The organism is Sphingomonas sp. PAMC 26621, from assembly GCF_000251145.1.
Classification (GTDB): Bacteria; Pseudomonadota; Alphaproteobacteria; order Sphingomonadales; family Sphingomonadaceae; genus Sphingomonas.
Genome location: NZ_AIDW01000009.1, coordinates 144,984 through 156,653, shown reverse-complemented (window position 1 = coordinate 156,653; position 11,670 = coordinate 144,984). Strand labels below are relative to the sequence as shown.

Sequence of the window (11,670 nt, the reverse complement as noted above, 5' to 3'; positions counted from 1 at the left end):
TGCTGTCCCGGCAGTGGCGCGTTCGGCCCCGGTCGGGTGACGTGCGACGGCCCTGCCTACCACCGGCGGTCTGGGTCGATCGGAGCCGGGCCCTGCTCGCCGTTCTCCCGCGTCCGGAAAGGAGAGGCTCGACGCGAAAGTGTTTCGACGGTGACGATTGAAGAGGCGCGTTCAGGCAGTTGATCGAGCCTCTTTCATCCACTGCAACCGGGCTCGATGCATGGCGGTCACCGTATAGGTGCGTGCCAGTGCAGCGATGCTTTGGGAGAGCGCCATGCGTACATCCGGATCCGCTAGCTCTCGCAGCCTTGCGGCAAGCGATTCCGCCGAACCTTGCTCGTACAGCACCCTGGGATCAAGCCCGAGTGACCGGTAAGGCGGCGTAGCGGGGCACAGCGGGATGCACCCGCGGCTGATCGCATCGAAAATCAGCCGGGGCTGCTCGTCGTTGAGGTTGGTCATCAACACGATGTCCTGACGATCGAGAAACGCGAAGAAGCCATCGGGGTAAGAAACGCCGTGTAGCATCTTGAACGCATCGATACCCGCGTGACCTGCAAGGCTCGTCAGGCGTTCGCGTTCCGCCCCCTCACCAATGATGGTCAGTCCGGCGAAGTGTTGCGGCCCGGCAAGCGCGAACGCTTCGATCCCGATGTGAAATCCCTTCATCGGTTCGAGCCGGCCTGCCATGCACACCCGCGCGAGATCGACACCTCTCTGCCGTGGCGGCGCGATATCGCTCTCCTCGACCCAGCTCGCGACGCCGACATGAATCGTTCGCGCGACCGGCTCGATCAGCTTGCGGAGCCCTTCGCCTACCACGAATACCCCTGCCGACCGGCGCGCCAGCCATCGCTGCGTTGCCGTGATGTCAAAAGCCCGGATCCGCGCGCGAAGGCGGTGTGCGAACGACTGCTTCTGCGCGTTGATGACGTTCGTACGCGCTCGATTGCTCGATATGCCCAGAAATACGGGTGTTGCGGATCGCTTCGCTACTCTCAGGATCCGCCTGGACTCCGCCGCGGCACGCCAGCCGGCCTGCCCGGTGATCTGGATGACATCGGCGCGCGCTACCGCTCCTGCCAAGACATCGCCCGAAACTGCACCCGACGCTGCCGGAATGACGTCGATCCGGGGATCGAGCGGCATCATCGCACCCTCGATTGCGGATTCGACATTGCACAGCACCGTCACCGCCGCGACCTGAGCCTGCGCATTCACGTCTCGAGCCCATAGGTCGAGGGTGAAATAAGCCGTACCGCTTTTGACGACCGGGATCGGCGAACTGACCAGAACCTTCATCGGTTCATCCTTTAGGCCATCATCATCTAAATTCAGCACGGTGTGGTCATTTATTGGTAACCTTGATCGGGTAATCACGCTGGTACATTATGGAATGGCAGCGCATGATCACCGCACTGAAAGCGGCCTTGGCGGAAGCGAGGCACCGTCGGGACCTCGCAAAACTGCAGTCCTGGGCCGAAACGCCGGTTAACGACTCCACCAGGATGCGCTGGTCAAGCGTGCGCGACCCCGCCTCGCCCAAGGCTTAGGCCGGACATCAACAGCGCATAACATTCGCTCGCCAGGGTCACGAAGCGTTCGCGGGGGAACTCCCCCAACCTGTCGCCATAGTGGCCCAGCGCCCCCAGCAGATGGGTGATCACACCGTCTTCGCCTCCCATAGCCTCGGTATACCAGCGCAATTCGTGACAGTAGCTCGCCTTCGAAATGTTGAGGGACTGTTTGAACCGGACGAGATCGTAGATCCCGTAGCCGTCGACTTCGCTGCCCGCCCAGTCGATGACCGCAAGGCTACCGTCTTCTCGTCGCATGATGTTGTTGCGCCAGAGGTCGCCGTGCATCGGAATATGCCATGGCCTGATCGTGGTTGCGCGAAGACCCTGCTCGATCCGCCGCGCCGTATCGAGCAAATCGCCCGGAAGGTCTTCCATCCGGATCAGCGCCTGCATGGATTCGATAAACCGCTGAGGATCCGACGTCTCGCGCACCTTCCAGACCGCGAGTTCGCGTAGCCACGGTAGAATCTCGTCCGCGACCCGCCTTTTTTCGAAAAATCGCCCGATCCGACCCGACGCGAGCGGGTTGCACCGCGGCAGGACGATGAAGGAACGCTCGGCTAGATACCCGCTTGCAGTAATAGGCAGCAGCATCCTGCACTGAGCCTGCGGCAAAGACTGCTGGATCCGGACCATGGCAGTCCGTTGCATCTCGGCCGCCTCGGGATGCTCATGGGGCGCGACGAAGAGGACAAACGCACGATCTAACAGAAAGATCGCCGCGCCATCAGCAACGCTCGATTCGCTTCGGATGACGTCGACTTCGTTGATTGCCCGGCCACCCTCCGGGTAGATCGCCCGCCCCAGAACATCGAGGGCAGCCGCTGTATCGTCTGTCATTCCGCTGGGGGACGTGCGCGCTAGATACTCAGCTAAAGCCATCGCCTTCCCTAACCTTAACACTATATTAACTCAACATAAAGATCGCTAGATGAGTGCCTTAGTCTGGAACATGCAAGGACATCGCAATTTTCAGTGCACTAGCCATCTTGGCTTGAAGGCGCGCACGCAAGCGGCCGCGACCAATGCTAGGGACCGCTACTGCTTCCTTTCGTCGCAAGTCAGCCGCTGCAAAAGGTGGACTGGGTAAGGTCCGACGCCCGATAAACCGCAGCCGCTGTGACCTTGCCGGACAAGCAGTCTGTCGCGTTGGATCGAATGCCACAATGGTGTCCCCGAGCTTCAGGAAGGACCCGTCTCGGGGTTGATTTGGTCAATCACGAACAAGCATTGACGGCATTATCCAGCGGAGTTGCAGGGTTGGATCCGTTAGATGCGTCCTGCCCGATTGCGTCATCCCACGGCATCGCCGACTCGGTACACGCGATCCGAAAGGGACCATCAACGCAACGCCGTCCTTACTGCCCCCACGTCTCGCGCGCTCCCAACGAACGGGGATCGATGCGAAAAAAGTGCCCCGGCACTTGCTGCTCTGGACGGGAAACCCTGCCGGGACCCGGGCCCGTCAGCATGGCTCGGGGTCTATGTGCTCCTCGATCGCGGCATCGAGCAAGTCGTTCCAATCACTCCACACATCAATTCGACACGAGAGGATCGCCGCCCGCCTGGATTCGTCCAGAATGCCATCGGCCAGCCAATGCTCGGGAATGGGTCTGACGGCTTCGAGCATCGCTTCTGTGGGGCCGCGCAGGGTCGAGAGGAATGATCGTGCATCCTCGAGGTACTGGGCCCAGGTCGGCGCCTCAGCACCCCGAAAGTGAACGACGGTCTCATCTCTCGCCCGTAACGCTCGCGCGACACGTTCTACCATACTCACATGCCGTCTCCAGCAAGACCGGTACACCGGTTTGCTCAACCACGGTCTCAGCGCACGACTTTGCCCGCCATGCCCTAAAAAATCATGACTTTGCCGCTGGGTATTTTAGCGGAGCGCGGCGCTGAATTCTGCCGGGGCTTTGCGGCCGCACCCTGCCGACACCGGTGCCCCGGTGTGCGACCATGCCGCATCCGAAGAGTCTCCTCGAGCAAACGCCGCCCCCAAAAGGCAGCCTTGAATCACAGATTCACACCCCTTGGAAAACCGCAGCGTCAACACGCCCTAGGTACATGCCGATCCTTGCGTCCCATGCTGGCACCCTTCACCAGAGAAGCGACGGCGTGTTATTCAGTCACCTCTGCTCGGGTTGAGCCTGGCGGGTGTGGCAGTCGCGTCTAAATGGCGGCGTATTCGCTGCGAATGCGATCGACGATAGCTTCGCGGTGGTCGATACCGGCGGCTTGCCCAACATCCGCGTACTGTACGAAAATCGCGACGTCGGCCGAACCAACGCGCGTGGCCTGTTGCTGGTCCCTGAATTGCGGGCGTTCGACCTCAACCATATCGGCATCGAAGCGACGGATGTCCCGCCAGACGTCACGCTCGAGACCGACTTGCGTATCGTGCGCCCGCCGGACCACGCTGGCGTGATCGTCAGATTTCCTGCTCAGGCAAGCCACGGCGCCTTGCTCATCCTGGTCGACGCGGCCGGCGTGGCGATCCCAATCGGCAGCACCGCAACCGTGCGGCAGTCCGGCGCGATCGCTCCGGTCGGGTTCGATGGGGAAACCTATGTCACCGGGTTGCAGCCGCACAACATGATCGACGTGTCGCTTCCCGACGGATCACTCTGTTCGCTGTCGTTCGACTATCAGCCGAAAGCCGGTGATCTCCCGACGGTCGGGCCGCTTTCCTGCAAGATACCGACAAAGTGATGCGGCTTCGGATGTTTTTTGCGGCTTTGGTCGTCCTGACAGCGCTTCCGGGGGCGGCCACTGCGACCTGCGCGATCTCGACCGTGTCCGCCAATTTCGGCATCTATTCCGGTACTGCACGGGATCCGGGTGCGGTGCCGGTCACAATCAATTGTTCGTAGGGGGAAGTCTATGATGTGGGGTTGAACGCGGCGTCGGCCAGGGGGCGACGGTCACGACCAGGCGACTGACCGGTCCCGGTGGCGCCGTCCTGGCCTATAAACTCTTCCAGGATGCCTCGCGCGCGATCGTGTGGGGGAACACCAGCGGCACCAACTCGCGATCGGGGACCGGGACGGCCAGCAAGCAGATCCTCAACATCTATCCCCGAATGGCGGCGGGTCAGTTCGTTGCTCCCGGAACCTATACCGATACGATAACGGCGCGCGTCTCGAGCGCATCCACAGTAACCACCACGTTCACCATGACGGCAATCGTCCAGGCGGCGTGCACCGTTGCTTCAGAAAGCCTCAGCTTCGGAACGTATGCGAACGTCCAGAAAGACGGCATCGCCGTCATCACCGCCACGTGCACGAACACGACTGCCTATAGTCTCGGCTTGAGCATCGGCAATGGCAGCGGCGCCACGATCGCGACCCGCCGCATGACCGGGCCCTCGTCCACGGTGCTGAATTACAAGATGTTCCAGGATAGCGGCAGGACCACAAATTGGGGCAATACGATCGGCTCAAGCACGAAGCCCGGAACCGGGACAGGTGCCGCCCAACGACTGTCCATCTATGCACGCATTCCCGGCGGCCAGAATGTCCGTCCCGGAGCCTATGCCGACACGATCATCGCCACCGTGACCTACTGATCTCCCCTAGACCGCATCTTCCCGCCAGCGGTCCCGTTGCGAAAAGGTGGCGGGCATGTCGATCTTACCCGCCGGGGATCGAACGAGACCGCAAAAGCGGGTTTCGGGCGATCGGGCTGACGCGGCTTGTTTCGTGGTAGCCAGTAAAACCGGCCGAACCAGCATCGCGATAAATCCATCGCCTGGCGCTTGAGTTCGAATCCCTTCCGCCCCGAGACCGCTCAAAACCCTAGATCGACGCCGGTTCCGGCATGGCCCCGGCACTCGCGCGCGCCCGACCGAACGCCGTGAGATCGAGGATTCCGGCGCGCTTTGCGACGATCGTGGGGACGAGCGCCTGTCCTGCGACGTTGACCGCGGTGCGCCCCATGTCGAGGATCGGGTCGATCGCGAGCAGCAGCCCCGCCCCCTCCAGCGGCAGACCGAGCGTCGAGAGCGTCAGCGTCAGCATCACCGTCGCGCCGGTCAGCCCCGCGGTCGCGGCGGAGCCGATCACCGAGACGAACGCGATCAGCCCGTAATCCGATGCATGGAGGTGCAACCCGAAGAATTGCGCAACGAAGATCGCCGACAAGGCGGGATAGATTGCCGCACAACCGTCCATCTTGGTGGTCGCGCCGAGCGGGACCGCGAAGGCGGCGTAGGCCCGCGGGACGCCGAGGCCGTGCTCGGTCACCTGCTCGGTCATCGGCAACGTCCCAACCGAGGAGCGTGAAACGAACCCGAGCTGGATCGCGGGCCAGGCGTGCCCGAAAAAGCGCAGCGGACTCAACCCGTTCGCCAGCAGCAGCAAGGGATAAACGACGAACAACACCAGCGCGAGACCGAGATAGACCGCACCTGCGAACGACCCCAGGGCCGATAGCGAGCTCCAGCCATACCGGATCACCGCATCGCCGATCAGCGCAGCGGTGCCGATCGGCGTCAGCGCGATCACCCAGCGCAGCAGCCGGCGGAAGACGATCAGCGCGGAGGCGTTGAACGCGAGGAAGCCGGCCCCGCCCTCCCCGCTGCGCACCGCCGCCGCCCCAATCGCGATCGCCGCGACGATGATCTGCAACACGTTGAACGACACCGCGGTCTTCGCGACACCGTCCTCGATCGTCGTCGCTGCGCCGATCCCGAACAGGTTCACGGGCACGAGCCCCTTGAGGAAATCGAGCCAGGATCCGCTGCTCGACGGCAGCTTCGCGGCGGCACGGTCGATCCCGGCGTGAAGCCCGGGTTCGATGACGAGCCCGAGCACGATCCCGATCGTCACCGCGATCAGCGCGGTGAACGCGAACCACAGCAAGGTCTGCACGACCAGCTTCGCGGCATTCTCGAGGTCGCGGAGCGCCGCGATCGATGCGACGATCGCGGTGAACACCAGCGGCGGCACCAGCGCCTTCAGCAACTGCACGAAGATCTGGCCGACGGTGTGGAGCGTCTCGCCCAGCGCCGTGCCCGATCCGCCGTCGAGCGCGCGTCCGGCGAACCCGAGCGCCAACCCGATTCCCATCCCCAACAGCACTTGCGCGCCAAACGGCAGGCGCAGCGCGGAACGCGAAAGCGGCGCAGGATGGGACATGAAACAGGCTCCGGTAACGTCTGGCGAAACCCGCACGCGGGACGCGCAGGACAGGGTGCGCGTCATGGACCCGCACGGACGTCCCGTCCGCAAAGCCATGCTTGGCGTCGCCGAAGCAATTCTTTCATTCCCTACTCGTTTGATGGGATATGATCACGCTCGGAGGCACTGATGACCCTGCAACCCGGACTCTCTGCCAAATCTGATACCCTCCCCTCGCCGGTCGGTACCGCGGTGGTCGACCTGCGTGCCGCCCGCGCGGCGTGGCGCGCCCGGCAGGATGAGGCGCGCGACGTCGCCAGCTTCCCATCGCGCGAGGGGCTCGAGCAGGTCATCGGCTTGCTCGCGGCGACCTTGTATCCACGACGGCTCGGCCATTTTCGCGGCGCGGCGGGGGAAGAGGACGGTTTCGTCGCAGCCAAGCTGCTTGCCGCGCTGGGAGAACTCGAACGCGAGGTGGGCGCGGAACTGGGCTATTGGCAGCACGAGGCCGGACCGTTCGATTCCGATCAGGCGGCGACGATCGCCCGGCTGTTCGCGGCGACACTCGGTGATATCCGGCGGCTGATCGACAGCGACGTCGAAGCGGCGTTCCTGGGCGATCCCGCCGCGCGCAGCGTCGACGAGATCCTGGTCTGCTATCCCGGCGCGATTGCGAGTCTCCACCACCGGATCGTGCACGAACTCCACACGCTCGGTGCACCGATCGTCGCGCGGGTCATTTCCGAGATCGCCAACGAGCGTACCGGGATCGACATTCACCCCGGCGCGACGATCGGCGAAAGCTTCTTCATCGATCATGGCACCGGCGTCGTGATTGGCGAGACCGCGATCATCGGCGCGCGCGTGCGGCTGTACCAGCATGTCACGCTCGGCGCGCGCAGCCCGGCCGGAGCGACCCGCGACGATGTCCGCGAGCGCCACGCGCGGCACCCGATCCTCGGCGATGACGTCGTGGTCTATGCCGGCGCGACGATCCTGGGGCGCGTCTCGATCGGCGCGCGGTCGACGATCGGCGGGAATGTCTGGCTGCTCTCGGACGTGCCCGAGGACAGCGTGCTGGTCCAGCCCGAGGCGGTACGGCTCGATCATGCCGCCGGGCGCGACCTGCGCGACGTCCTGCAACGGGCGGCAACGCATTGATCGCGCCTGGCATCCCGCGACGGCCGGTCATCGGCGTGCTGTGCTGCAACGAAACCAGCGTGCGGCCGGTGCAGGCCGTGGCGACTCGTTTCATCGCGCCGCTCGCGCGGTTTGCTGAAGCGGCGGTGGTGCTTGTGCCCGCGATCCGCGATGACGCGAACATCGCCGCGCTGACCCTGTTGCTCGACGGGCTGTTGCTGACCGGTTCACGGTCCAACGTCGCGCCCGAACACTATGGCGGCGCGCCCCTTCCCGCCGAGCAGCAAGCTGACCCGGACCGGGACGCGGTTGCGCTGGCGCTTGCCGGTGGGATGATCGAGGCGGGCAAGCCGGTGTTCGGCATTTGTCGCGGGCTGCAGGAAATCAACGTGCTGTTCGGCGGATCGCTGACGACTGCGTGCGACCGGCACCATCGCGGGTCGTGGGACGGGTGTTACACGGAGCTGTTCGGCCATTGCCACGACGTCGAGCTCAACCAGGGCGGCATGCTCGCGCGTTCGACCGGGCGGGCGCGGATGTCGGTCAATTCGGTCCATGAGCAGGGAATCGATCGGCTCGGTGCCGGGTTGACGGTGGAGGCGACCGCCGCCGATGACGGGCTTATCGAGGCGATCCGGGCGCGGCCGTGCGGTGCGGACGTGCTGGGCGTGCAATGCATCCGGAATGGGATGTCGAGCGGTCGCCGGAAAGCCGTGCGTTCTTCACGCTGCTGGGGTCGTCGCTACGCGCGGCGGCGTCTGCCAGATGATCGCGTTCACCACAAAGAAAGGGAAATGATGAGAAAGACTCTGCTGACGACCGCACTGATGGCCGCGACACTGGTAACGGTTTCGGCCTGCGCCAAACGGGATGAGGGCGCGAACACCGCGATCGTCAACGAGACGGTTCCGAACGACCCCGCTGCCGCGGACGCCAATACGGCTTCGGCAGACACGTTCGGCAACGATTCTGTCTCGTCGGGTAACGATACGCTCTCGCTCAATGCGAGTGGCGGTGCGCAGAACGCGCAATAGGGTTTTCGCCCCACCGGGCGACACGATACGCGCAAGGTTAGCTCCCTGGCGTCACCTCGGCCCGGCGACCCTGTCGCCGGGCCGCTCTTTTCCGACCAAGTTTTTTACTAGCGCGATGCAAGGATTTCTTTGCGTCCCCGATCCGCTTCATCTGCCAAGAGCGACCGGCACGAAAGCGTCACAAGCACGCCGTGTCACCCGCTGAAAACCAAAGGGACTCCGTCATGACCGACCTTCGGCCGCTGTTTGCCGCCGCCTCCACGCTCGCGCTCGTCATCGCAACGAACGCCCAGGCGCAGGTCGCCCCCGCCCCCGCGGACGCCGCCCCGACCGCGACCGCCCCAACCGCGGACGCGCCCGCCGAACCGAGCGACATCGTCGTCACCGGCACGCGCACCAGCGGCCGCTCGCGGCTCGACAGCGTTTCGCCGATCGACGTGCTGAGCGCCGCGACGCTCCAGCGACAGGGCACGACCGAACTCGCCAGCGCGCTGGCCGCGGTCGTCCCCTCGATCGATTTCCCGCGCTCGGCGGCAGTCGACGGCACCGACTCGGTCCGCCCCGCGACGTTGCGCGGGCTTTCGCCCGACCAGACGCTGGTGCTGATCAACGGCGTGCGCGCGCATACTTCGGCGCTCATCAACACCAACGGGTCGGTCGGACGCGGGTCGGCCTCGGTCGATCTCAACACCATCCCCTCGGTCGCGCTCGACCGGATCGAGGTGCTGCGCGATGGCGCGGCGGCGCAATATGGCTCGGATGCGATCGCCGGCGTCGTCAACCTGCGGCTGCGCGAGGCGCGGCACGGCGGCGGCGCGAGCGTCACTTATGGCCAGGACATCACCGACGTGACGACCGCGCGCGGTAACCGCAGCGAACGCGACGGCGAGACGGTGACGGTCGCGGGCTGGCAGGGCGTCGGGCTCGGGTCCGACGGGTTCCTGACGCTGTCGGGCGAGTATCTCGACCGCAACCCCACTAGCCGCGGCGATTTCGACCCGCGCAAGACCCCGATCCGGGTCCGCTCGCGCTTCGGCGATCCCGACGTCCAGCAGTATAGCGGCTACCTCAACGCCGGGAAGCCGCTCGGCGACACCGGCTGGACGCTCTACGGCTTCGGTGGGTACCAGCACCGCGACAGCGTCAGTGCCGCGACCCCGCGCGTCAATGGCGGGACCGACGCAAACGCCAATGCCGCCGCACTCGCCAGCCTCTATCCCGACGGCTTCCTGCCGCTGATCGCGGTCGAATCGAACGACCTCACCGCGACCGGGGGGATCCGCGGTGAACTGTCGGGGTGGAAGGTCGACTTCAACGTGTCCTACGGACGCAACCAGCTCAACTTCGAGACGCGCAACTCGGGCAATTCGACCTATGGTGCCGCCTCGCAGACCAATTTCTATGACGGCAAGCTGACCTATGACCAGCTCGTCGGCGGGATCGACGTCTCGCGCGAGCAGCCACTCGGCGCGGGGACGATCAACATCGCCTGGGGTCTCGAATACCGCCGCGAGGGCTTCAAGATCGGCGCGGGCGAGCCGACGTCGTACAATCGCGCGCCGGGCGCTGGCAGCACGCTCGGCTCGGGCGCGCAGGGGTTCCCGGGGTTCCAGCCGTCGAACGTCGTCAACGCCAACCGGGACAATGTCTCGGGCTATGTCGACCTCGAGGCGAAGCCGGTCGACGGGCTGACGCTCGGGGCCGCGGTGCGCGGGGAAAGCTATTCCGACTTTGGCGAGACCGCGACCGGCAAGCTCTCTGCGCGCTATGACGTGACGCGCTGGTTCGCAGTGCGCGGGACTGCCTCGACCGGGTTCCGCGCACCCTCGCTCCAGCAGCAGTTCTTCACCTCGACCTCCGCGGTGCTGACCAGCGGCGTCATCGTCGAGACCGGGCTGTTCCCGTCGACCAGCCTGGTCGGCGCGGCGCTGGGCGGGACGGCGCTGCGGCCCGAGCGCGCGCGCAACCTTTCGGCAGGAATCGTGCTGCGGTCGGGCGGGTTCGATCTGTCGGTCGATGCCTATCACATCAAGATCCGCGACCAGATCGCGCTGTCGGAGAATCTCAGCGGCGCGGTCGTCGTCGGGCGATTGCGCGACGAGGGGATCACTGCGGTGACTGCGGGGCGCTATTTCCTCAACGGGATCCGCTCGACCACCAAGGGGATCGACGTGGTCGCGCATTACCGCAAGGCGACGGGCAGCGCCGGCACGTTCGATCTGACCGCGGCGACCAACATCAACGACATCAAGGTCACGCGTGCGCCCGCCGCAGCGGTGATCACCTCGTCGGCGGGGACGGCGACGCTGCCGATCTTCAGCCGCCAGCGGATCGTGTCGTTCGAACAGGGCACTCCGCGCGAAAAGGTCGTCGGGTCGGTCGACTGGTCGCTCGACCGCCTCGGCGCGACCGCGCGCGCGTCTTATTATGGCGACGTCAACCAGCCAAGCAGCACCGGCTTCGCCGAAGACGACATCCACACCGGGCGTCATACGATCTTCGACCTCGAGCTGCGCTACAAGGCGATGCGCAATCTCAACCTCGCGGTCGGCGCGAACAACCTGTTCGACACCTATCCCGACTTCGTCAAGCTGGCGTCATCGCGCGGGACGGTGCTGAACGGTAGCGGTCTGGTTGCGTTCCCTTATTATTCGCCGTTCGGGTTCAATGGTCGCTACGTCTACGGGCGGGTCGGCCTGAACTGGTAGCCACGCCATTCGGGGGCAGCGTCGACTGCCCCCGAACCACTATTGCGGCCGATTTGTCTTTGTCTATCGGGTACTTCCGCGACATCGA

The 11,670-nt window shown here is 64.8% G+C and carries 9 protein-coding genes and 1 pseudogene; 6 read left to right on the top strand and 4 right to left on the bottom strand.

The annotated features are described in order from the left end of the window. Positions 1-171: 171 nt before the first annotated feature. The 3 genes from RI03_RS04415 to RI03_RS04400 form a co-directional block, all read right to left on the bottom strand. On the bottom strand, positions 172-1,380 hold the full coding sequence (locus RI03_RS04415) for a glycosyltransferase (RefSeq protein WP_238542265.1): 1,209 nt from the start codon (positions 1,378-1,380) through the stop codon (positions 172-174). Positions 1,381-1,517: 137 nt separating this feature from the next. Beyond that, positions 1,518-2,420 (bottom strand): phosphotransferase, encoded by a 903-nt coding sequence (locus tag RI03_RS04405; protein WP_010215491.1) that lies wholly within the window; start codon positions 2,418-2,420, stop codon positions 1,518-1,520. A 625-nt stretch (positions 2,421-3,045) separates the two neighbouring features. Beyond that, positions 3,046-3,351, bottom strand: a complete 306-nt coding sequence (locus RI03_RS04400) for a hypothetical protein (protein ID WP_010215490.1) — start codon at positions 3,349-3,351, stop codon at positions 3,046-3,048. 386 nt (positions 3,352-3,737) lie between these two features. Between RI03_RS04400 and RI03_RS04395 the strand changes: the two genes are divergently transcribed. From RI03_RS04395 to RI03_RS04390, 3 genes and pseudogenes are all read left to right on the top strand, one after another. Next, positions 3,738-4,292 carry a FimD/PapC C-terminal domain-containing protein gene (locus tag RI03_RS04395; RefSeq protein ID WP_010215489.1) on the top strand — a complete coding sequence of 185 codons (555 nt, stop codon included), beginning with the start codon at positions 3,738-3,740 and terminating at the stop codon, positions 4,290-4,292. A gap of 208 nt (positions 4,293-4,500) precedes the next feature. Continuing rightward, positions 4,501-4,704 (top strand): annotated as a pseudogene (locus tag RI03_RS25335) (spore coat protein U domain-containing protein); the annotation flags it as partial. A gap of 3 nt (positions 4,705-4,707) precedes the next feature. After that, a complete protein-coding gene (locus RI03_RS04390; RefSeq protein ID WP_443208544.1) occupies positions 4,708-5,148 on the top strand; it encodes a Csu type fimbrial protein in 441 nt (146 codons plus the stop codon). Between the two features lie 229 nt (positions 5,149-5,377). Here RI03_RS04390 and RI03_RS04385 read toward each other — a convergent pair whose 3' ends face one another. Further along, on the bottom strand, positions 5,378-6,718 hold the full coding sequence (locus RI03_RS04385) for a dicarboxylate/amino acid:cation symporter (RefSeq protein WP_010215487.1): 1,341 nt from the start codon (positions 6,716-6,718) through the stop codon (positions 5,378-5,380). A 171-nt stretch (positions 6,719-6,889) separates the two neighbouring features. On the opposite strand from RI03_RS04385, the gene epsC reads away from it, so the two are divergent. The 3 genes from epsC to RI03_RS04365 all read left to right on the top strand — a co-directional run bounded on the left by epsC (position 6,890) and on the right by RI03_RS04365 (position 11,582). Further along, positions 6,890-7,861, top strand: a complete 972-nt coding sequence (epsC, locus tag RI03_RS04380) for a serine O-acetyltransferase EpsC (RefSeq protein ID WP_010215486.1) — start codon at positions 6,890-6,892, stop codon at positions 7,859-7,861. Continuing rightward, a complete protein-coding gene (locus tag RI03_RS04375) occupies positions 7,858-8,874 on the top strand; it encodes a gamma-glutamyl-gamma-aminobutyrate hydrolase family protein (RefSeq protein ID WP_010215484.1) in 1,017 nt (338 codons plus the stop codon). The genes epsC and RI03_RS04375 overlap by 4 nt, the downstream gene beginning before the upstream one ends. A gap of 224 nt (positions 8,875-9,098) precedes the next feature. Next, the gene (locus tag RI03_RS04365; RefSeq protein ID WP_010215483.1) at positions 9,099-11,582 is read left to right on the top strand and encodes a TonB-dependent receptor plug domain-containing protein; all 2,484 of its coding nucleotides are present in this window, start codon (positions 9,099-9,101) and stop codon (positions 11,580-11,582) included. The last annotated feature ends 88 nt before the right edge of the window (positions 11,583-11,670 follow it).

Excerpts from the sequence above, each read along its gene's own strand:
- RI03_RS04405 (WP_010215491.1), bottom strand. The coding sequence starts at position 2,420 with ATGACAGACGATACAGCGGCTGCCCTCGATGTTCTGGGGCGGGCGATC.
- RI03_RS04400 (WP_010215490.1), bottom strand. The coding sequence starts at position 3,351 with ATGGTAGAACGTGTCGCGCGAGCGTTACGGGCGAGAGATGAGACCGTC.
- RI03_RS04385 (WP_010215487.1), bottom strand. The coding sequence starts at position 6,718 with ATGTCCCATCCTGCGCCGCTTTCGCGTTCCGCGCTGCGCCTGCCGTTT.
- epsC (WP_010215486.1), top strand. The coding sequence starts at position 6,890 with ATGACCCTGCAACCCGGACTCTCTGCCAAATCTGATACCCTCCCCTCG.
- RI03_RS04365 (WP_010215483.1), top strand. The coding sequence starts at position 9,099 with ATGACCGACCTTCGGCCGCTGTTTGCCGCCGCCTCCACGCTCGCGCTC.